Genomic DNA, 20819 nt, shown 5'->3' on the forward strand with positions numbered 1-20819 from the left:
CTCCCCCCTTGTCACATCAGGATGATTTGCCTTGAACGAGCTTCCAGTTCACGATGGAGAACAGGGCAATAATGAGGAACATGCCCCAACCGACCGCTGCACCATAGCCGAAGTAATTGTTGATAAACGATTCGCGGTAAAGGTACAGAACGATGGTCATCCCGGCCGCACCTGCGCCGCCATCGTTGCCTACGAGAATCTGGGGTTCGGTAAACAGCTGCATGCCACCAATCGTTGATGTAATTACCGTGAACAGAATGACAGGTCGCAGCATCGGAATCGTAATTCGGAAAAAGGACTGTATCCCGGATGCGCCGTCAATTTTGGCTGCTTCATACAAGGTTTGCGGAATGCTCTGAAGTCCGGCCAGGTAAATGACCGCGTTGTAACCCGTCCAGCGCCAGACCACCATGGAGGAGATGGCCACCTTAATACCCCAAGGGGCATTAAGCCATTCCACGACGGGAAGCCCGACCGACTGCAGTAGGTAGTTGAGGAAGCCATAATTGTTGGCAAACAGCGCGCCGAAAATGATCGCCACGGCCACGATGGAGGTGACGTTCGGCAGGAAGTAACCGACCCGAAACAGCGTACGGAACTTCACGAATGGCGCATGCAGTAAAAAGGCCACGATGAGGGCGAAGAACAGCATGGGTATGGTGGAGTAAATCCAGATCATGAACGTATTGCCCACAGCCTGCCAGAACTCGGCATCGGTCAGCATGTATTTGAAATTGTTCAGCCCGTTGTAGGTCATTACTCCGATGCCGTCCCACTTGTGGAACGCCAGATACAACGAGAAACCGATGGGAAACAGGCCAAACACGGCAAACAGAATATAGAACGGTGAAATTGCAACATATAGAGCACGATGCTCCCAAATCTGGGACAGGAGAGATTTCTTCCGATCCAGGTCCGGACGCACGGCTCCGGGTTCGGGAGTGAGGCGAGGTTCGGTGACAGCCATATGAATTCCTCCTTTGCGGATATCGAACACACACGTTCTTCAGGTTAACGCTGCAGTTCCCGCTCGACGCGGTGTACGGTATCGGTCCAGACCTGTCCGGGATCGGCATTTTGCTTCGCGACATCATTCAGCCGCCGGGTAATAATGTTGTGCACCGATGGGTATCGTTCACCAAAAAAAGCATCTGGAACCTGCTGGGCCGATTCGGCAAACACTGGTCCTGTCGCCTGTCCGCCGAAGAAGGGCTCTTCTTCTTTCATTGCAGGTGAATCAAACACGCCTGGTGCGGAAGGGAAAAGGTTCAATGTTTGATATTGCTCCAGCTGGTTTTCCGGACTCTGCAGCCAGCGAACCAGCTCGAATGCCTCCTGAGGATGCTCACTGGATTTCAAAATAGACAGGAACGAACCGCCATTATTGCCATCTCCTCCAGGAGCGCGGGCTACCCGCCACTTACCGGATGTATCCGGCGCAGCTTCCTGCAGTACCTGTTTCATCCAGACAGCACCTACGAAGGATGCAATTTCCCCATTGTTCATCGCTGCATTCCAGCCTGGAGTCCAGCCGTCCGCATTGGCAAGCAGTCCTTTTTGTTTAAAATCAATGGATGTATCCCAGCTTGTTCGTACGAGAGGAGAGTCCATGCCGATAAACGAACCATTCGGACGGAAGTAACGCTCAGCTCCTTGGGATAACACTTGGTTGTAAACGCTTCCAATGTTGTCGGTCAGATAAACCTTTCCTCCCAATTTCTCCTTGATCTGTTCTCCGGCAGCAGCATACGCCTCCCAGCTGTTCAGCTGACGGGAAACATCTTCCGGCTCGGATGGAAGTCCGGCTTCCTTAAACAGGTCTGCACGGTAAAAGAGTGCTGTCGGTCCCGTATCCATCGGAAAACCGATCATCTGTCCGCTTGGTGTTACACCTTGTTTCCATTTCCAATCCAGATATTGATCTTCGATATCCCCTGCACCGAGATCATAAAGATTATAAAAACGGTCCTCACTGGGGAAGAGCTCCATGATCCAGTCATTTAAGGCCACAATATCCGGCTCACCTGATTTGGCTGCCAGCGTTGTTTTGAGCTTTGCCTTAAAATCACCGCCGATCTTTTGAGCGGTCAGCTCAATATTCGGGAACTTTTCCCTGGCCTTGGCAATCAGCTTATCATCAATGGAACGGTTCCAGTACCAAAGTGTAAGCGCTACCTTTTTGTTGTTCGCAGAATCGTTTTGTCCTGGCCAGATGGAGCATCCGCTTATAAGCAGGACGCAGACCATCATGATGGCTGTCCAGCAAGTTTTTTTCCCGCGGATCATGTGCACAACCCCCTCATCGTTAAGTTCGAGGCATGAAGTACTTTGGACTACAACATCATTCTATGAGCAGTTTATAAACTCATACCCAATATTCTAAAAATGAAACACAAATTTGTGACGGTTCCATATCATAATTTTATTAGTTACTTTAAAAACAAAAGTTACTTGACACAATATAATTTTTATTTTAAACTTGCTTACATAAAGTAACTAATGATGATGACAATAATATAGATACGTACCATATCCGTCCGATGATCTTTTTTCGGTCTAGATGCGGCTCAACCAGCATATAAAATGGCTTAACAGGAGGAACTTATCATTATGATTAATTCACATATTATTCAACTACTTGCCCCCAAAATCCAGACTTTTCCGAGTGGAAAAGAATTTATATATCTGGTTGGACCGATCAAACTGCCGGTCAATTTGGATGGAGAGACACGCACATTCCAGTGGTACAGCTGGCTGAAATCGGATAAGGTGATGGACAGCGGCGAACTGATTGAATCACTGGCGACTGCCGAACTGGCAGAGCGTCAGCAATCGAGTGTGCTGGTGTACGGAGATTTTGCTGAAGCACAGGAAGCGCTGATCCGCATGCACAGCATCTGTCATACCGGCGATATTTTTGGCAGCAAACGCTGTGATTGCGGCTTCCAGCTGGAACAGTCCATGAAAATGATCGCAGCCCATGGAGCCGGTGCCTTGTTCTATCTGGCGAACCATGAAGGCCGCGGTATTGGTCTGTTCAGCAAAGCAATGGCTTACATTCTGCAAGAGGAAGGTTTGGATACCGTTGATGCCAACCTTCAACTCGGATTTACGGACGATGCCCGTAACTATGATGATGCCATTGCCGTATTGCGTGCACTGCGTTCCGCACCAGTTACATTGATCACCAACAACCCGCGGAAGCTGGCTGCATTGCAGGAAGCGGGACTGAATGTGGGCGGACGTGTTCCTTTGTGGGGAGATCGTTCGGCTTTCAATGAGAAATATTTACAGACCAAAGTAAGCCGTTCCGGTCACTTGGCAGAGAATGATGGCTGGGCTAATGAAGTGCTGCTTCCGCATGCACAGGCTTAACGTATAGTCCGTATGCGTTAAACAGCATGATTTCGGTGGAACATGTCCTGTTGTATAACCGACAGGCTGGCTGTTGTTGTTCACTTCTTCAGAGGTGTGCAACAACGGCTTTTTTTGTGTTTAGTACGGAGCACTGCGTTCTATTGGATTTAAGTTGTTACGCTTGGCTCTGCTTGCCGATCTACCATGCGGATTATACAATATAGGCAATCTGAATGATGCAGGAGGAACGATTGTGCCATTTGAGGGACAGAGCATGTTACCGGCTGCCAAGAGCATGAAGCAGTTCGAAGCGATTATTGAGGGCCCTTATACGTATGGGGTTCTGCTGGATACCCATATTGCTCAGTTGGAGAGTTTGCTGGATGAGGCTCGGCGCCGCAGCAAGAAGATACTGCTCCATGCCGATCTGGTACAAGGGCTGAAGAATGACGAGTACGCGGCAGAATATCTGTGTCAGCATATTCGTCCGGCAGGATTGATTTCAACGCGGGCGACCGTGATTCAAAAAGCGAAACAAAAGGGGATTACCGCCATTCAGCGTGTGTTTCTGCTGGATACGAATGCTTTGGAGAAAAGTTATCAGTTGCTGGCGAAAACAAAGCCGGATTATATTGAGGTGCTTCCCGGCGTTATTCCGCATATTATTACGGAGGTGGCAGAGCGGACAGGAATCCCCATTATTGCCGGTGGACTGATCCGATCCGCCCAAGAAGTCGAATTGGCGCTCGAGGCTGGAGCAACAGCAGTAACGACGTCCAATTTTGACCTGATCCGACACTTTGGGGAATCGCTTACAAGATCGAAGCAGTAGCATAACTCAACGCATTGCATCAATTCAGGCAGCTCTGCTGGAATCGAATGATGCCATATGCTTACACAGGAGGTTGTCTATATGGAAAAGTATATTATGGCTCTGGATCAGGGGACTACGAGTTCCCGGGCCATCTTGTTTAACCGGGATGGGGAGATCATACATATTGCGCAGCAGGAATTTCCGCAGTATTTTCCCAAACCGGGTTGGGTCGAGCAGAATGCGAATGAAATCTGGAGTTCCATTCTTGCGGTGATGGCTTCATGCTTGGCAGAGAGCGGAATCAAGCCCGTCCAGATTGCCGGAATCGGGATTACGAATCAGCGTGAGACGGTCGTGGTGTGGGACAAAGAAACGGGCCGGCCTATTTATAATGCTGTAGTTTGGCAATCGAGACAGACCGCTGAGATATGTGAGGAGCTGAAATCAAATGGGCTCGCTGACCTTTTTCGTCAGAAAACGGGTCTGCTCATTGATCCCTATTTTTCCGGTACGAAAGTCAAGTGGATTCTGGACCATGTGCCAGGAGCGCGGGAACGTGCTGCGCAAGGGGAGCTGCTGTTTGGTACGATCGACAGCTGGCTCATCTGGAAGCTGAGTGGAGGTACACATGTGACGGACGTATCCAATGCCTCCCGCACATTAATGTATAACATCTATGATCTGCAGTGGGATGATGAACTGCTGGGCATTCTCGACATTCCAAAAGCGATGCTCCCAGAAGTACGGGGTTCCTCTGAGGTGTACGCACATACGATGGATTATCACTTTTTCGGTCACCGGGTTCCGATCGCGGGAGCAGCAGGCGATCAGCAAGCCGCCCTGTTCGGGCAGGGATGTTATACCAAGGGCAGTATGAAAAACACATACGGTACCGGGTGCTTCATGCTCATGAATACCGGGGAAGATCCGGTGCAGTCCGATCATGGACTTATTACAACGATTGCCTGGGGCGTGAACGGTAAGGTGGAGTATGCACTGGAAGGCAGCATCTTTGTTGCAGGCTCCGCAATTCAGTGGCTGCGCGACGGGTTAAGAATGCTGCGCACCTCAAAGGATAGTGAGGATTATGCCGCAAGGGTGCCATCCACAGATGGGGTGTATATGGTGCCGGCCTTTGTGGGGCTGGGCAGTCCGTATTGGGACAGCGAGGTTAAGGGGGCTGTATTCGGCCTGACACGCGGGACAACCAAGGAACACTTTATCCGTGCTGCGCTGGAGGCATTAGCCTATCAAACCAGAGATGTGCTGGCTGCCATGGAATCCGACTCGGGCATCGCTGTCGATTCATTACGGGTTGATGGCGGTGCAGCGGCGAATGACTTTTTGATGCAATTTCAGAGCGATATTTTGGGGGTTCCGGTTGAACGCCCTTTGGTAAACGAGACAACCGCTCTGGGGGCGGCCTATTTGGCAGGTCTCGCCGTAGGATACTGGGAAAGCACCGAGGAACTTACAGATCATGAGAACACGGAGCGTGTGTTCAATCCGGTAATGGCGGAGGAAACAAGGAACGACTTGTACGCCGGCTGGCAGCGTGCGGTAAAAGCTGCGATGGCCTTCAAGTGAGTGTGCTAATTTAATATGGGCATTTGTACTTTTTCATTAAACAAATTCAATAGTTGATATTTATTGGTGGAAAATGATGCATAACTTACAGGGTTTATTTTCCTGGATGGGGAAATGTATATGCCCATTAAAAGGAAATTAAAAAGGTTAGTGGGTCAGTTTGAAATTACATCCTTAGGCAGAACATCTTTTTGAAATTTTTTTGAATAATGTGTCATTTCAGGCCTTCACGCCGCTTAAAATGTGTGATAGGATTAAGGCACAAGTTAAAAAATGATGTCTGGAGATCGGGAGAGACCACGTACCGCTCAGCAATTGCTGCAGCGAATGACGTGGTCTTTTTTTGTTCTTTTACGGAGAATTTGTAAAGAAAATAAAGTCAATGAATGGGAGGCATACCGATGGCAGCAGCTTTCTCAGCAGGACTACGCAGTGAGTATCTTCAATCGATGGCGAATGCACATTTTGACATATTGGTGATAGGCGGAGGGATTACCGGGGCAGGCATTGCATTTGATGCAGCGTCCCGCGGACTTAAGACCGGGCTGGTTGAGATGCAGGACTTTGCTGCGGGTACGTCCAGCCGTTCTACCAAACTGGTACATGGTGGCTTAAGATATCTCAAACAGTTTGAAGTGAAAATGGTGGCTGAGGTAGGGCGTGAACGGGCAATAGTGTATGAAAATGGACCCCACGTGACAACACCGGAACCGATGCTGTTACCCATTTATACGGGAGGTACATTTGGCCGCTTCAGCACGTCCATTGGTTTGATGGTGTATGACCGGCTCGCTGGCGTAAAGCGCAGTGAACGTCGTGCAATGTTGAACGCCGGAGCCGTCTCGGATCGTGAACCTTTGCTGCGCCGAGAGGGACTGCTGGGCGGTGGGCTATATGTGGAATATCGGACGGATGATGCAAGGCTCACCCTTGAAGTGATGAAAGAAGCTGTGCGCCGCGGGGCACAAGCTGTGAACTATGTAAAAGCAGACGGTTTCGTGAAGGAACAAGGCAAGATCATCGGCATTCAGGCTACAGATCAGATAACAGGCCAGCATGTTCAACTAAGGGCGAGCAAGATCATCAATGCTTCGGGTCCGTGGGTTGATGAGCTGCGCAAGGTGGACGGTTCACGCCAGGGCAAAACGCTGCAGATGACGAAGGGGATTCATTTGGTGTTTGACGGGTCCAGGTTTCCGCTTCGACAGGCTGTTTATTTCGATACCCCGGATGGAAGAATGGTCTTCGCGGTCCCGCGAGATGGCAAAACATACGTGGGGACGACAGATACCGTCTTCAAAGATGACCCGGCCCATCCGCTCATTTCCGAAGCAGATCGGGATTATGTCATTGATGCGGTGAACGACATGTTTCCAGAAGTTCAAATTTGTGCCGAAGATGTGGAGTCGGGGTGGGCCGGCGTGCGTCCGCTGATCCACGAGGAAGGCAAGGGGCCTTCCGAAATATCACGCAAGGACGAAGTTTGGGTATCGCCGTCCGGGCTGATCACGATTGCAGGAGGCAAGTTGACCGGGTATCGCAAAATGGCTGAAATGGTTGTTGATCTGGCTGCCCGCCAGCTGGAACAGGAGACGGGGAGATCCATAGGTCCCAGCATCACGAAGAAGATGCCAATCTCCGGTGGAGACGTCGGTGGTTCAGCCGGATTTGCTTCCTATTCAGAGCGCAAAATTAAGGACGGAGTTGCTCTGGGGCTGGATCGGTCTGCAGCGGAACGGCTGGCCCGTACCTATGGCTCCAATGTGGAAGCACTATACGAGCGCATGCCTGATCCGCGTGCCAAGGCTGAACGGCATGGCATGCCACAGGAACTGCTGCTCATGCTTGATTATGCTATTGAAGAAGAGATGGCTGTAACTCCGGCTGACTTCTTGGTGCGACGGACAGGGGATTTATTTTTTCGAATCCATGAGGTACGCAAGTATAAGTCGGCCGTTATTCAGTACATGGGTGAGCGGTTATGCTGGCCGGATGAGCAAAAGAGATTGTACGAACAGGAGCTGGACCCGCTGATATTGGAGGCATCCGGCAAAAGGTAATGCAGGATTTCGATTCCGGGGGTCGAATGGAACATGTAAGCGCGTAACAAAGAGAGGGGATTACATCCATGACGTTACAGATCGGCATTATTGGAACAGGCTGGTTCAGCAAGGTTCATGCAGATATTTTGGCACGAATGGAAGGTGTTCGGGTGGCAGGTGTGCTAGGGACTACGCTGGAGAAGGCTGAGGCGATGGCTTCCGTATATGATGCAGTGGGTTACAGTGAGCTTGAACAGATGCTGGATGGAGAAAAGCTGGATGCGGTCTACATCTGTGTGCCACCGATGTCCCACGGTTCAATTGAAGCGGAACTGATTCGCCGCGGCGTCCCGTTCCTCGTGGAGAAACCGCTGAGCACAGGGATGGACATCCCGCGCCAGATATTGGAGCAGGTGAAGGATAAAGGCTTGCTCACTTCTGTAGGTTATCACTTCCGCTATCAGGAAGCGGCTCAAGTCCTGCGGGGAGCAATGAAGGATCAGACGGTAGGCATGGCACTCGGACGTTGGATGGGTGGTATGCCAGGAGTTGCCTGGTGGCGGCGTCAGGATGGGTCTGGCGGACAGTTTGTCGAGCAGACAACACATATTGTGGATCTGCTTCGGTATTGTGCGGGAGAAGTAACTGAGGTGTACGCCGTGGCAGCTCAGCGTGTGATGCATGAGAAACATGACCATGTTACGGTGGCGGATGTGGCGAATGTTACGCTCAAGCTGGAGAGTGGAGCCATCGCGAGCATTGCCAATACATGCCTGCTGCCGGATGGGGAAGGCGGGGCCGGACTTCAGTTCTATACCGATGCTGGCGTATGGGATTGGACACCGGACCGTCTATTGCTGCCGAGTGCTGCTGCCCATGCGATGGCAGGTCAGGAGATTCCGGCAGGACATAACCCGTATGAACGGGAAAATGAGGCGTTTATTCATGCCCTTCGTACCGGGGACCGTACACGGATTCTGTCTGACTATGCAGATGCCTGCCGTACACAGGAGATTACAACGGCTGCGTTGGTGTCTGCGGATTCGGGACTGCCGGTGCAGCTTAAGCCTGCCAAGAATCTGTCTCACTAATTCATTTCATTATTAAAAAGCCTGAATGGGAAACTGATCTGAGGAGATCAGCCCTGTTCAGGCTTTTTTGGTGTTACATATAAGCGATTACCTTACTATCGTTTCAGCCAGTCGGATGACCAGCCATAAATCTGATCGATGACCGGCTCAATAGCTTTGCCTTTGGGAGTCAGCTCGTATTCAACCCGGGGCGGGATTTCAGGATACATATGGCGGGTTACGATTCCTTCCATCTCCATTTCCTTCAAACGTTCGGATAACAAACGACCGCTAATGGCCATTTCCGCTTCCAGTTCCGTGAAACGCTTGGGTCCGGACAACAGCTGGTACATGATTAACAGGACCCACTTCTTACCGATGATGTCCATGGCCTGAGTGATCAAACAGGGACTTGGCGATTTTGCTTTTCTCAGCTTCAACGTGTTCACCTCGATTCACATAACGATGCTTGTATCTGCATTTTGCATAATTCGATTCCAATCACTCCCGGGTACAAGATATAAACGAAAAGGTCATTTCGATCATATCTTGCCGGTTGGAAGTCGCTCACTGGATTTATGCTAAATGTTTGTATATAAAAGTGTCTGGCTTAATGCCACTCTGACGAAAAATAAGAAAACATTCAATCCAAAAAGTCACGACAACAACCCATGCAGCAACCCTTTTGTATGTATTATACACTATTTATCAAAAAATTACTTGAATAAATAATCTTATTATTATATACTCACTTCATAAAAGTAAGTTGGTATTCATTAATACCTATCATATGGAAACGGACTGTTTTGTCGGTTCACATGCCAGCATGAAAACCGAGTTGTCGCAAGACAGCTTTTACATAGATAGCATCTTGCAGATTGGACTGGAATCGGAATGCGCAGCAGGCAAGATGCTCAAGCTTTTCTTTTTGTCTAACCATTAGATTCGTTACAGGAGGAACATACATAATGAAAGTTATTGGATATATTGTACTGGTTGTTTTAGCGGGTGTATTTGTGATGACGGGGCTTAACAAAGTGATGGGTGCGGAGATGATGGTGCAGACCTTCGAAAGCTTTTCGTATCCGAAATGGACGATGTATCTGCTGGGAGCGGTAGAGCTGCTTAGCGCAGTAGGGCTGCTGATCCCGCGTACCCGCATGTTGGCAGCAGGGGTGCTGACGTTTATTCTGATTGGTGCGCTCGGCAGTCATCTGATCTACGGGCAATACGGGGCCATAGCTCTTCCGGCAGCACTGCTGGTTGCCACTATTGTCGTTCTGGTGATCGGTATGCGCAAGCTGGAGGAAGAAGAATCGATCCTGGAAGTCATTCAGGCGTAACAGCAGATCAAACAGTATAGATTAAATTAGTACAAGAGGACTGCTGTCATAAACAGCAGTCCTCTTTTGTTATGCTTTTCCTGGTCCGTACTTATTCTCTGGTGCTGAAGAAGTCAAAGACTGTCCTTATTAAAAAAAAAGAAGAACCCACACATCACAAAGGGTTCTCTTGCAGTAGGACTTCCTATAGAGGAAAATCTCCTGATTATAAATAATGAATTGAAATCGTACTATAGCAATTTCTTTAATTGGGAGACGCGTCCTTGGCTTATACCAAGCTTTTCCGCAATCTGCTGCTGAGCCAAACCAGGATTCTGTTCAACAATTTCTTTCATCTGTTGCAGCATGCGCGCCGTCTTGGGCCGCAGGTCAGGGTATTCAGTGCTGGCAGGTACAGTTCCTTCATCCCAAGTGGGAGAAGAGACTTTGGCGGAATCAGAAGCAGGACGCTCCACGGCTGCAGGAGCCTGTTTGTTCTGAGGAACGAACCATTCGGGAGAGTCATCCGGGTGTTTTAATTGAACAGCACACGTCCGGCAGATGAATTGCTCTTTGAAATACATATCCGTATCCATATCACCGCAAAACACACACAATGTTGATTTGTACTTTCTCAAAATCAACTCTTTCCCTTCAATGAAAAACTCAAGCGGATCGCCGATATGGATTTCCATCGTATCCCGCATCTCTTTGGGAAGGACAATTCGTCCAAGGCGGTCCAGAGATCTCTTCATTCCGGTTCTTTTCATCGCATCTCCCCCGCAATATTCGCTTATAAAACCTGTCCTTATTGTAAGGAAGAAAGGGCTTTAATACAACAATAATATTTCAAATAAAAGGGATAATTCCATCTATTATGGGAAAATAAGTTTGGAAAGAACGGGTGCAACCGCCAAAGTGAACAATGCAGCAAGTACCATGGAGATACTGGAGATGGTTCCTGTCAGGGAACTGAGCTCAAATGCCTTCGAGGTTCCTGTTCCATGCGCGCCCGTTCCCAGCAGGGTTCCGCGGGCAATCTCTCCGTCAATGCGGAGCACTTTTACGATGGAAGGGCCCATAATTGCACCCAGCAAACCTGTCATGATGACAAAAACCGCTGTAACTGCGGGGATGCCCCCAATGGTAGCCGAAACGTTCATGGCAATCGGTGTGGTAATGGAACGCGGAATCAGGCTATGGATCAGCCCGGAATCCAGCTGCAGCCATTTGGCAAGCAGGGCGGAAGACAGCACGGCGACCACCGATCCGGTCATCACGCTGAAGACGATCTCGGATATATGCTTTTTGAGTACATGAAAGAACGTATATAACGGTACGGCAAAAGCTACCGTAGCCGGTTGCAGCAGAAGGCTCAGCCATTTGCCACCACTGCTGTAAGCCTCATAATCCGTCCCGGTTGCGAGCAGAACGCCAACGACAAGCAGGGGCGTAATCAGCAGTGGAGACAGATAAACCTTGGGCAGTTGACGATACATGCGTTTGGCAATCAAGTAGATACCGACGGTTAATAACAGGCAGAGAAATCCAATCATCCGGTGTGACGCCCCTTTCTTTTCGCAATTCGTGTGGCAACCAGGCCCGTGCAGGCCATAACCAGAAATGTACTTAGCAGGACAATGAACAGAATTTGCAGTCCGTCATGCTCCAGCATAGGCATGTAGTTCATGATGCCCACCGCAGAAGGAATGAAGAACAACAGCAGTTCACCGAGCAGCCAGGCGGCTCCGACTTCAATCCAGCGCAGCTTCACGACCCGTGTCTGAAGCAAAATGAACAGCACGACCATACCGAGTATGGAACCCGGCACAGGCAAATGGAGAACACGGGCCAGCTGGTCCATGAGCAGTGAAAAGACCATGAGGAGAGCAACTTGCAGCACACCAAGGCCCCATTTTTTCACTTTAATTCCTCCTTATATCATCAACGTGAATGATTTGATTGTTTATGAAAATGAATGGAAACATACTTTGTTGTTACAAATTTTACATCGCATTCTTTCATGAGTAAAATGCATATTAAGAATGTTTTCTATTCCATTTATCTATGAGAGGCTGGAATCAGACGATGGATATCCGCCATTTGCAATATTTTCTGGAAGTCGCCCGGCAGCAGAGCTTTACCAAGGCGGCTGAAGTTCTGTTTATCACCCAACCGACGATTAGCAAAACCGTCAAAAGCCTTGAAGATGAGCTTGGCGTTACCCTGCTGGATCGGTATGGGAAGAAAGTCGAATTGACCGATGCGGGGCATGTCTTCTTCAGGCAGGCACTGGAGATCGAGAAGTCGTTCCGAAGTTTGTCGTCCGAACTCGATGATCTGATGAACCTGAAGAAAGGCCATCTGCGTATCGGTCTGCCTCCAATGGTTGGTTCCAGCTTTTTCCCCATGATCATTGGTGAATTTCATAAGGCCTACCCGCAAGTGAGCATTCAACTGTTTGAGGATGGTGCCAAGAAGGTCGAGGCTGATGTCATCAGCGGTGCACTGGATATTGGTGTTGCTGTGCTTCCGACGGTGGATGAGCTCGTCGATCATTTTGTTTTTGTGGAGGAAAAGCTGAATCTGCTCGTGCACCCTTCGCATCCGCTTGCGGGAAAAGAGTCGGTTGCTTTACGTGAATTGGAGCATGATGCATTCGTGCTGTTCAGGGAGGATTTTGCCCTGCATGATCGAATTATTGCTGCCTGTCAGCATGTAGGATTTCAGCCAAGGGTCGTCTATGAAAGCTCACAATGGGATCTGCTCAGTGCAATGGTCGCTGCCAATCTGGGTGTGGCGTTACTGCCGGAAACGATCTGCCGTGAGGTGGATCATATGCGTGTACGCATTATGCCCGTTGTGGAACCCGTGATTCCCTGGCAGCTCGGCATGATCTGGCGCAAGGACCGATATCTTTCTTTTGCCACCCGGGAGTGGATCGGGTTTACAAAGGCGATGTTGAGCGAACAAAGGAAATAGAAATTACTTCATTTCGTTGTTACAATGAGAGCAGAATAATGGTGGAGGTGGAGGAAGATGAAACTGCGGGTATCCGCTGTACAGTATCAATTGCAAACCATCAGCTCCTTTGAGCAGTTCGCTGCACAAGCCGAGCATTATATACGGACAGCTGACGAATTCGGAACCGAATTTGTGCTGTTTCCCGAATTTTTTACGACTCAGTTAATGTCTATCGGAGACAGTCAGGGCAATGCGCTGACAATTGAGGATTTGCCAGACTTTACGGAGCAATACGAGCAGCTGTTCACATCGCTGGCTGCCAAATACAACATGCATCTGATCGGGGGAACCCACGTCATCAGACGCGAAGGCAAGCTGTATAATACTGCCCATATGTTCTATCCGGATGGACGTATTGCACGCCAGGCCAAGATTCATATCACTCCAACCGAAGTGCAGGAATGGAACATGGCACCGGGTGATGGATTGGAAGTGTTTGATACAGATAAAGGCAGAATTGCGATGTTGACTTGCTACGATATCGAATTCCCGGAGATCGTCCGTATGGCAAAAGCCAAAGGGGCTGACGTCATTTTCTGTCCTTCCTGTACGGATGACCGCCACGGATTCTACCGGGTGCGCTATACGAGTCATGCCCGCGCAGTGGAGAACCAGGTTTATGTTGTATTGACCGGTACGGTAGGCAACCTGCCGACAGTGGACTTCATGCGGGCGAACTACGGGCAGGCAGCGATCATTACACCGAATGATGTCCCGTTCCCCCCGCGCGGTATTCTGGCTGAAGGCGAAATTAACGACGATATGATTGTAACGGCCGATCTGGATCTGGACTTGCTCTACGAAGTGCGTGAGCGCGGATCCGTAACGACCTGGCGTGACCGCCGCACTGATCTGTATACAGATTGGGAGTAGTTTGCTGATCCGCCGATACTGAGGTATGAACAGTAATTGCGTTATCTGCTGAGAGGAGGAGAGGAACAGCATGTATCAAAAAGAAATGTTGATTACCGGTCCGGATCGAAACGGTAAGCCCGTTAAGGCTATCATTCGTCCATACCAGACGGGTGACTTCGATGAACTGATTCGCATCCAGGCCGAGAGCTTCCCTCCGCCCTATCCGGAAGAGCTGCTCTGGAATCATGAGCAGCTTGCCAGTCACATCGCAAATTACGCGGACGGCGCCATCTGCATTGAAGTGGAAGGAGAGCTGGCGGGGTCAATGACTTCGCTGCGAATACATTGGGACCCTTCACATCCGATGAGCCATACCTGGGCAGAAGTGACGGATGACGGATACATCCGCAATCATCAGCCGGATGGCAATACGCTCTATATTGTCGATCTCTGTGTACGTCCGAAGTACCGCAAGTGGGGACTGGCGCAGCTCATGATGCAGGCCATGTATCATCTGGTGATTGCCGAGGGAATGGACCGGCTGCTCGGTGCCGGAAGAATGCCGGGATACCATCTGGTTGCAGACGAGATGACAGCTCAGGCGTATCTGGAGCAGGTCGTATCCGGCGAGATCCGTGATCCGGTGATCTCGTTCCTGCTGCGCTGCGGACGGATGCCCGTAGGTGTGACGGCCGATTATCTGGATGACGAGGAGTCCTGCAACTATGCAGCCCTCATGGAATGGCGCAATCCGTTCAAGTCATAATGGAACGCATATTAAGGAGGTAGATGAATCCATGGAATTTACTCGTATAACATCGATTAATGATCCCCTGTTTGCCCAGATGCACAAGCTGATGCAGGAGATTTTCCCGCCAGAGGAAGTACTGGACTTTCCGCTGTGGCAGGAACCGCTGGAAGACCCGGGCATTCGCGTATTTGTGGCTGTACACGAAGGAAACGTGGTGGGTGCGACAGAATACCGCTATTACGAAGACTGGAATGTAGCCATGACCGATTTTACGATCATCGGCCGCGAAGGACTAGGGATCGGCAGTTTCCTTGCCAATCATCGTAAACGTGACCTGCAGCAGCTTGCATCCGCGAACGGCAAGGAGTTGTTCGGCATGTTTGCCGAAATCTATAATCCATATCTGAGCCAGGATCATGAATTTGGCGGCATCAAACCAATGGACCCATATGTGCGCCGTGAAGTGCTGTCCCATCTCGGATATCAACGACTGGATTTCCCGTATGTTCATCCTTCCTGGCAAGGTGATGGGGAAGCGGTTGGGGGTCTTGATCTGTGCTTCATGCCAAGCCATGAGGAGCAGGGAGAATTGCCAGCCAGCCTGGTGGCCGATTTCCTGAATCGCTATTATGCCGTCCTGCCGAATAAGCCGCAGGAATGGCTTGCCATGGTAGACCAATTGCGTGCTAGAACTACGGTTCCGCTGCTGCCATTGTGATACTATAAAGCTTAGAATATTGCTCAGCCTACTATAGCTGTGAAATGAATAAAGCCCATGAAGCAGGATTCAATCCTGTTCCAAGGGCTTTTCGTGATTGTTTTATAAGGTTGAATGATGGCTTGGGAATTACTCTTCCGTATTTCCATCAGGCAGCTGAATCAAATAACTGTTAGACAAATGCATGAGATCCAGAGCCCGTTCATACTCATCCTTCGTAATATAACGTTCAGAGGACGAAGAGCCATCATCCGGAGTGGTTGTTGCTGGAACAGCGTTCTCTTCCGATGGGTCAGTGTCCTGATCCCCATTGTTCTCCACCTGTTGTATATCCTGCCTTCCGGCTTTGGCAAGTGAGTAATGGGTTCCGTCGCCATACCCTGTTTCCGGAATGAACAGTGAAGCATCGTTAAGCACTGAACCGGATGGAAGATAGTAGCGTTCCGGCAGCAGATTGCCTGACTCTCGCAGCAGATCCTGCCCAAAATGCAGCTGGTTTTGGAGAGAAGCTCCGGTCAGCCCGGCTATCGTTGGCAGAATGTCCACCTGTCCGCCAATCTGTTCGAGCTGTTTAGCAGGCGTAATGCCGGGTGCGGTAACGATAAGCGGGATATTAATCATGTCCGCGGATGTATATTCCCGGCCATAGATTTCCTTCATTAGTTCTTTGTCATCCCGATCAAGGGAGTAGATAGGCAGACCGAGATGATCTCCGTATACCACCAGCAGGCTGTTATCCCATAGTCCGCGTTGTTTTAAACCTTCAATTAATTGTCCCACTGCCTGATCGGCATAATGCTGGGATACCAGATAATCGCCAGGCAATGTGTCCTTGTACCGCTCTGGCAGTGTCAGGCTTACCTTGCTCTCCGGCAAATGGTAAGGGTGATGCGCAGACATGGAAATAATCTGTGCATAGAATGGAGAACCTGCTGCCTGCATCTCTTCAAGCTTGTCGAGTGTCTTCGTATACAGCACCTCATCCGATGCCGAGAAGGCAATGGAATCTTCTGTGCCGAAATAATTTATATCATAATATTGGTCAAAACCCAGTGCCTGATAAAGCTGATCACGATTCCAGAAACGAACATCATTGGTATGAAAAGTGGCTGTCTGATAACCGTCCGCGGACATCAGTTTGGGCAGACTTGGCAGAGCCTTATCGGCATAGATCGTAGATGCAGCTCCGTTTGGCGGGATATAGAAGGATGTGTTCACAACGAATTCGGCATCCGATGTATTACCCTGGCCTACCTGTTGATAGAAATTGGGGAAGTATAGACTCTCCTCTGCAAGACGGTTGATATTTGGTGTGACTTCCTGTCCATCCACCTTAAGTCCGATCAGGAAATTCTGAAATGATTCGAGTTGGAGGACAATCACATTCCGGCCCTTGGCTGCTCCCGCATCCACAACGGCGTCGATCTCGGTCGTTTGTTTAATCTGATCAATGTAATCCTGATCGATTGTATCCAGGGGCACAGGCTTGTCAGGTCGATCCGCCAGAATCGTATACGCCTCGTAACCGAGAATCCCCATTTGTTCCGCTTGTGTAATCTCGCTCATGCTTGCACGGTTCGGATATATATTGAGCATGCAGATTACCAGGGACATGATGAGAATTACAGAGGCAACCCGTCGTCTGCTTCTGCGATCCAGAGGTGCTTTTTCCGGACGTTCGGCAGCGCCAAGCTTGATCCGACGTCGGATCAATATGCCACTAATAATGAGGATATCCGCAAAAATAAACAAGTAATACGGGTCCAGCAAGGAGAACATGCTGCTCTTAACCGAAGTCACCTGATTAACCTGCGCGAGGGCGTGATAATTGACGATAACTCCATAATATTTGTAATACATAATGGCAGCGAAGAAAATGCCTGACAGCACCAGATTCAGTGCAAGATAGGCCCACATCCGCCTTTTGCCTGCGAACCACTCAATGAGACAGAAGCAGATCCAGATGAGTGGAAGCTCGGTAAGCAATGGTTTCCAGACCGGAATATCATCAAAGATGACGATCCAGGCCAGGGAGCTTTTGATAATCATAATAACGGTGAACAATATAAACGGTCCGCTTAGAAACCGGGTGAGTGAACTGCGTGACAACATAACCGCCTTCCCTTCCGAAGTTTCATTTAACAAGTATTATGCTACCTCATGGTATGTTGTGTCAAAAATACGAAATAGAAAGGCCCCTCCCATTCAGGAAGAGGCCATACGATCCACTACATAGACTGTTCGGAAACTTGGGGTTCATGAATTTATCAATTATTCTATCGTGTATGTCGTAACAAAAGAAGCTCTAGGGAACATGGCTGGTTTCTGCGCGGTCGGCCCTTCACTCGTACTGCGGTTACGGTGAGCGTGGTTGTATGCCTGAGACTGCTGCCAGTCTTTGAAGTGATTCTCTGACTCCCAGAGGGTAAGTACAACATACGTATCATCCTTCAGGGGTCGGAGCACACGGATACCGACAAAACCAGGCTCGTCCTCCACTTTGCGCGCACGGTTTTTGAACCGTTCCTCGAAGTCGACACGGCCGTCTTCCGTAACAGGGATATTATTCAAAACAGCAAAGCTTCCGCCTGTCCAGGAGCCTGCGGCATCAAATGCCTCATATGCGGCTACGCTGTCATTCGGCTCAATATTCATCAGACGTTCTGTCGTTTCAATGGCAAGGCGAACCTGCTCCTCGCTCCGCAGGGTCAGATGCGGATATGCAGCGAGCACGTCCGGAATCGGGGAAGGAACCAAATATATATACATGGAAGCTGCCTCCTTAAATGTACGTTCCCCCTCAACATAGCATATGGGGAGGGACGAGTCCAATCTGCGGAATGGCTGGTTTGGTCAGGTCTTTTCATGATAAAGTAGGAAGACTAAAACAGAACGGGTGATCGCATGTTAAATACCATTCGAATATCAGTCAGGCCTTTGGTTGAATATGTATATCGCAGCGGCAGCATTCGTCCCGGATTCCGCTCCAATGCATCGATGCAGGAAGGAACACGGATTCATCAGCGGGTGCAGAAGGATTATACGGAAGAAGATCTGAAAGAAGTCGTGCTCGAAGCTGAAATCCAGCATGGGGATTTGATCTATGTAGTGGAAGGACGTTGTGACGGTCTGATTCGTCTGGAGGGTCAGCTCACAGTGGATGAGATCAAATCAACGGCCAGCAGCCTGGACGATTTGGGTGACGGACTTCCGGTCCACTGGGCGCAGGCCATCATGTATGCATATATGTATGCTGTTCAGCATGATGAGCCCCGAATGCAAGTGCAGCTCACGTATATTCAGACCGTGACCAACCAGGAGAGAAGATTCCGCCGCATGCTGGAACGTCAGGAGCTAGAACAATTTGCCGCAGACGTCATCGCTGGATATGCTCCGTATGCCGAGATGATCGCTGCTTACGAAGAGAAGCGTGATATCACGGTAAAAGAACTTCCGTTTCCGTTTCGAAAATATCGGGAAGGGCAACGCAAGCTGGCAGGAGCGGTGTATCAGACCATTCGTGAAGGCAAAGGATTAATGGCGAAGGCGCCTACCGGAATTGGCAAAACGATGTCTGTATTGTTTCCTACCGTCAAGGCCATTGGTGAAGGTGAAGCCAGTCGATTGTTCTATCTGACGGCAAGAACCACGACACGGGTTGCAGCAGAAGAAGCCTTTGCAAGGATGCAGGCAGAAGGGCTGAACATGCATGTCATCAGTTTGACTGCAAAGGACAAGATCTGTTTCAAGGAAGAGGAAGCATGTGATGCCGGGCAGTGTGGCATGTGTGAAGGGTATTATGATCGTATTAATGGGGCCGTGCTGGATATGCTGGAACATGAGACGTTAATGACTCGCTCGGTTATTGAACAGTACGCACGCAAGCATCGGGTATGTCCTTTCGAATTTTCGCTCGATGCAGCATATGCTGCCGATGCTGTCATCTGCGACTATAACTACATTTTTGATCCGCGCATATCTCTGAAACGCATGCTGGAGGAGCAAAAACGCAAAACCGTGCTGCTGGTCGATGAGGCACACAATCTGGTCGATCGCGGCCGAATGATGTTCTCGGCAGAGCTGGAGAAGGCTGTTTTTCTGGATGTCAAAAGGGAGTTTCAAGCGCTGGGCAACGGTGTGACAGCCGCGAAGGCCATTACTGATCATGCCAGGGCCATTGATAAATACCTGATTACCCTTCGCAAAAACGGAGGTGACGACGGCAAGCTGCTGCAGCAAGAGGCGCCGGAAGAACTGATCGAATTGCTGGAGCCGTTTGTCATGGTTGCAGAGCAGAACCTTGTTGAAGGCGGTTCAGGAAATGCCGAAACAGATCAGCTGCTGCTGGATGCCTACTTCACGGCACAGAATTTCCTGCGTATTGCCAAGCTGTATGATGAACGATTCGTCACCTATGCCGAATGTGTGCGAAGTGAAGTGAGGGTGAAGCTGTTCTGTCTCGATCCATCCGTGCTGCTGCGTCAGACGGCGAAGGGATTCCGCTCCATCATTCATTTCTCGGCAACCTTGTCGCCGCTGCGTTATTACCGGGACATGCTTGGTGCGGAAGAAGAGGATTATACCCTGCGTATTCCTTCCCCCTTCCAGCGGGAACAATTGGATGTAAGGCTGCTGCCGTTATCCATCCGCTACAAGGACCGTGAACGTTCCAGACAGCCGATTGCAAACATGCTGCGCCAGCTGGTAGCCGAGTGGCCGCGCAGCAACCTGCTTGTCTTTTTCCCATCATATCCTTATATGCGTGAAGTTTATGAAACCTACATGCAGTTCCCCGCAGAGGCTGATACGGTTATGCAGGAGCAAGGCATGAATGATCTGGAACGGGAGCAGTTTTTGAATGCATTCCAGCCCCATCCGGAACGAACGCGATTGGTATTTGCGGTGATGGGGGGCGTGTTTTCGGAAGGGGTGGATCTGCCGGGCGACCGTCTAAACGGCGTTTTCGTCGTGGGTGCTGGACTTCCTCAGATTGGGCTCGAAAACAACGTACTTCGTGATTATTTTGACCGTTCAGGGCGCAATGGCTTCAATTATGCCTATGTTTTTCCCGGTATGAATAAAGTGCTGCAGGCAGGCGGCAGATTAATTCGGACGGAAGAAGATACCGGTGTGCTTGTGCTGGTGGATGATCGTTTCACCCAGGAACCATATCGTTCCCTTCTGCCGGAGGAGTGGCAGGACTACAAGCGCATTTCGCCGTCGTCCGGATAACTTCTCGGTTTAAGTGATTGAAGCATGGGTCAAAAAGGGTATTACTT

The 20819-nt window shown here is 49.8% G+C and carries 19 protein-coding genes; 11 read left to right on the plus strand and 8 right to left on the minus strand.

Annotated elements, in window-relative coordinates; all coding sequences use genetic code 11:
• Positions 1-16: 16 nt before the first annotated feature.
• Positions 17-967: a carbohydrate ABC transporter permease gene (locus AAIH57_RS21345; protein ID WP_430022903.1), complete on the minus strand. Its 951-nt coding sequence runs from the start codon at positions 965-967 to the stop codon at positions 17-19.
• 44 nt (positions 968-1011) lie between these two features.
• Positions 1012-2286: an ABC transporter substrate-binding protein gene (locus tag AAIH57_RS21350; protein ID WP_430022904.1), complete on the minus strand. Its 1275-nt coding sequence runs from the start codon at positions 2284-2286 to the stop codon at positions 1012-1014.
• A 324-nt stretch (positions 2287-2610) separates the two neighbouring features.
• Between AAIH57_RS21350 and AAIH57_RS21355 the strand changes: the two genes are divergently transcribed.
• The 5 genes from AAIH57_RS21355 to AAIH57_RS21375 all read left to right on the plus strand — a co-directional run bounded on the left by AAIH57_RS21355 (position 2611) and on the right by AAIH57_RS21375 (position 8891).
• On the plus strand, positions 2611-3375 hold the full coding sequence (locus AAIH57_RS21355; protein ID WP_175396827.1) for a GTP cyclohydrolase II: 765 nt from the start codon (positions 2611-2613) through the stop codon (positions 3373-3375).
• 235 nt (positions 3376-3610) lie between these two features.
• Entirely contained in the window at positions 3611-4189 is a 579-nt protein-coding gene (locus AAIH57_RS21360; protein ID WP_175396826.1) for a glycerol-3-phosphate responsive antiterminator, read from the plus strand.
• An 81-nt stretch (positions 4190-4270) separates the two neighbouring features.
• The gene (gene glpK / locus AAIH57_RS21365) at positions 4271-5758 is read left to right on the plus strand and encodes a glycerol kinase GlpK (RefSeq protein WP_430022905.1); all 1488 of its coding nucleotides are present in this window, start codon (positions 4271-4273) and stop codon (positions 5756-5758) included.
• Between the two features lie 401 nt (positions 5759-6159).
• Positions 6160-7818, plus strand: coding sequence for a glycerol-3-phosphate dehydrogenase/oxidase (locus tag AAIH57_RS21370; protein WP_430022906.1), 1659 nt, complete (start codon positions 6160-6162; stop codon positions 7816-7818).
• A gap of 68 nt (positions 7819-7886) precedes the next feature.
• Complete coding sequence (locus AAIH57_RS21375) at positions 7887-8891, plus strand: Gfo/Idh/MocA family protein (protein WP_430022907.1); 1005 nt, start codon at positions 7887-7889, stop codon at positions 8889-8891.
• A gap of 95 nt (positions 8892-8986) precedes the next feature.
• Here AAIH57_RS21375 and AAIH57_RS21380 read toward each other — a convergent pair whose 3' ends face one another.
• Complete coding sequence (locus tag AAIH57_RS21380) at positions 8987-9259, minus strand: winged helix-turn-helix transcriptional regulator (RefSeq protein ID WP_175397069.1); 273 nt, start codon at positions 9257-9259, stop codon at positions 8987-8989.
• A 579-nt stretch (positions 9260-9838) separates the two neighbouring features.
• Between AAIH57_RS21380 and AAIH57_RS21385 the strand changes: the two genes are divergently transcribed.
• Positions 9839-10213 carry a DoxX family protein gene (locus AAIH57_RS21385; RefSeq protein WP_175396822.1) on the plus strand — a complete coding sequence of 125 codons (375 nt, stop codon included), beginning with the start codon at positions 9839-9841 and terminating at the stop codon, positions 10211-10213.
• Positions 10214-10443: 230 nt separating this feature from the next.
• Here AAIH57_RS21385 and AAIH57_RS21390 read toward each other — a convergent pair whose 3' ends face one another.
• The 3 genes from AAIH57_RS21390 to AAIH57_RS21400 all read right to left on the minus strand — a co-directional run bounded on the left by AAIH57_RS21390 (position 10444) and on the right by AAIH57_RS21400 (position 12116).
• Positions 10444-10962, minus strand: a complete 519-nt coding sequence (locus AAIH57_RS21390; RefSeq protein WP_175396821.1) for an AbrB/MazE/SpoVT family DNA-binding domain-containing protein — start codon at positions 10960-10962, stop codon at positions 10444-10446.
• A 105-nt stretch (positions 10963-11067) separates the two neighbouring features.
• Positions 11068-11748, minus strand: a complete 681-nt coding sequence (locus AAIH57_RS21395) for a CidB/LrgB family autolysis modulator (RefSeq protein WP_175396820.1) — start codon at positions 11746-11748, stop codon at positions 11068-11070.
• On the minus strand, positions 11745-12116 hold the full coding sequence (locus AAIH57_RS21400) for a CidA/LrgA family protein (protein WP_430022908.1): 372 nt from the start codon (positions 12114-12116) through the stop codon (positions 11745-11747). Before AAIH57_RS21400 ends, AAIH57_RS21395 begins: the two co-directional genes overlap by 4 nt.
• 164 nt (positions 12117-12280) lie before the next feature.
• Here AAIH57_RS21400 and cidR point away from each other — a divergent pair, with 164 nt between their 5' ends.
• The 4 genes from cidR to AAIH57_RS21420 all read left to right on the plus strand — a co-directional run bounded on the left by cidR (position 12281) and on the right by AAIH57_RS21420 (position 15540).
• Positions 12281-13174 (plus strand): cidABC operon transcriptional activator CidR, encoded by an 894-nt coding sequence (cidR, locus tag AAIH57_RS21405; RefSeq protein ID WP_175396818.1) that lies wholly within the window; start codon positions 12281-12283, stop codon positions 13172-13174.
• Positions 13175-13231: 57 nt separating this feature from the next.
• A complete protein-coding gene (locus AAIH57_RS21410) occupies positions 13232-14089 on the plus strand; it encodes a carbon-nitrogen hydrolase family protein (RefSeq protein ID WP_175396817.1) in 858 nt (285 codons plus the stop codon).
• Positions 14090-14159: 70 nt separating this feature from the next.
• Positions 14160-14837, plus strand: a complete 678-nt coding sequence (locus tag AAIH57_RS21415) for a GNAT family N-acetyltransferase (protein WP_430022909.1) — start codon at positions 14160-14162, stop codon at positions 14835-14837.
• Between the two features lie 31 nt (positions 14838-14868).
• Positions 14869-15540 carry a GNAT family N-acetyltransferase gene (locus tag AAIH57_RS21420; RefSeq protein WP_175396815.1) on the plus strand — a complete coding sequence of 224 codons (672 nt, stop codon included), beginning with the start codon at positions 14869-14871 and terminating at the stop codon, positions 15538-15540.
• A gap of 129 nt (positions 15541-15669) precedes the next feature.
• Here the strand turns inward: AAIH57_RS21420 and AAIH57_RS21425 are convergent, their stop codons facing one another.
• Positions 15670-17652 (minus strand): LTA synthase family protein, encoded by a 1983-nt coding sequence (locus tag AAIH57_RS21425; RefSeq protein WP_430023115.1) that lies wholly within the window; start codon positions 17650-17652, stop codon positions 15670-15672.
• A 159-nt stretch (positions 17653-17811) separates the two neighbouring features.
• Positions 17812-18309: an antibiotic biosynthesis monooxygenase family protein gene (locus AAIH57_RS21430; protein ID WP_430022910.1), complete on the minus strand. Its 498-nt coding sequence runs from the start codon at positions 18307-18309 to the stop codon at positions 17812-17814.
• A gap of 135 nt (positions 18310-18444) precedes the next feature.
• Here AAIH57_RS21430 and AAIH57_RS21435 point away from each other — a divergent pair, with 135 nt between their 5' ends.
• On the plus strand, positions 18445-20772 hold the full coding sequence (locus AAIH57_RS21435) for a helicase C-terminal domain-containing protein (protein ID WP_430022911.1): 2328 nt from the start codon (positions 18445-18447) through the stop codon (positions 20770-20772).
• Positions 20773-20819 lie beyond the last annotated feature (47 nt).

Origin of the sequence: Paenibacillus sp. MABNR03 (assembly GCF_050455445.1) — a bacterium.
Classification (GTDB): domain Bacteria; phylum Bacillota; class Bacilli; order Paenibacillales; family Paenibacillaceae; genus Paenibacillus; species Paenibacillus xylanilyticus.

Bases quoted from the DNA above. Each gene is read 5' to 3' on its own strand.
- AAIH57_RS21355 (WP_175396827.1), top strand. From the start codon at position 2,611: ATGATTAATTCACATATTATTCAACTACTTGCCCCCAAAATCCAGACT.
- AAIH57_RS21435 (WP_430022911.1), top strand. From the start codon at position 18,445: ATGTTAAATACCATTCGAATATCAGTCAGGCCTTTGGTTGAATATGTA.
- AAIH57_RS21390 (WP_175396821.1), bottom strand. From the start codon at position 10,962: ATGAAAAGAACCGGAATGAAGAGATCTCTGGACCGCCTTGGACGAATT.
- AAIH57_RS21375 (WP_430022907.1), top strand. From the start codon at position 7,887: ATGACGTTACAGATCGGCATTATTGGAACAGGCTGGTTCAGCAAGGTT.
- AAIH57_RS21345 (WP_430022903.1), bottom strand. From the start codon at position 967: ATGGCTGTCACCGAACCTCGCCTCACTCCCGAACCCGGAGCCGTGCGT.
- AAIH57_RS21370 (WP_430022906.1), top strand. From the start codon at position 6,160: ATGGCAGCAGCTTTCTCAGCAGGACTACGCAGTGAGTATCTTCAATCG.
- AAIH57_RS21410 (WP_175396817.1), top strand. From the start codon at position 13,232: ATGAAACTGCGGGTATCCGCTGTACAGTATCAATTGCAAACCATCAGC.
- AAIH57_RS21415 (WP_430022909.1), top strand. From the start codon at position 14,160: ATGTATCAAAAAGAAATGTTGATTACCGGTCCGGATCGAAACGGTAAG.
- glpK (WP_430022905.1), top strand. From the start codon at position 4,271: ATGGAAAAGTATATTATGGCTCTGGATCAGGGGACTACGAGTTCCCGG.
- AAIH57_RS21395 (WP_175396820.1), bottom strand. From the start codon at position 11,748: ATGATTGGATTTCTCTGCCTGTTATTAACCGTCGGTATCTACTTGATT.
- AAIH57_RS21350 (WP_430022904.1), bottom strand. From the start codon at position 2,286: ATGATCCGCGGGAAAAAAACTTGCTGGACAGCCATCATGATGGTCTGC.
- AAIH57_RS21425 (WP_430023115.1), bottom strand. From the start codon at position 17,652: ATGTTGTCACGCAGTTCACTCACCCGGTTTCTAAGCGGACCGTTTATA.
- AAIH57_RS21385 (WP_175396822.1), top strand. From the start codon at position 9,839: ATGAAAGTTATTGGATATATTGTACTGGTTGTTTTAGCGGGTGTATTT.
- cidR (WP_175396818.1), top strand. From the start codon at position 12,281: ATGGATATCCGCCATTTGCAATATTTTCTGGAAGTCGCCCGGCAGCAG.
- AAIH57_RS21430 (WP_430022910.1), bottom strand. From the start codon at position 18,309: ATGTATATATATTTGGTTCCTTCCCCGATTCCGGACGTGCTCGCTGCA.
- AAIH57_RS21380 (WP_175397069.1), bottom strand. From the start codon at position 9,259: ATGGACATCATCGGTAAGAAGTGGGTCCTGTTAATCATGTACCAGCTG.
- AAIH57_RS21420 (WP_175396815.1), top strand. From the start codon at position 14,869: ATGGAATTTACTCGTATAACATCGATTAATGATCCCCTGTTTGCCCAG.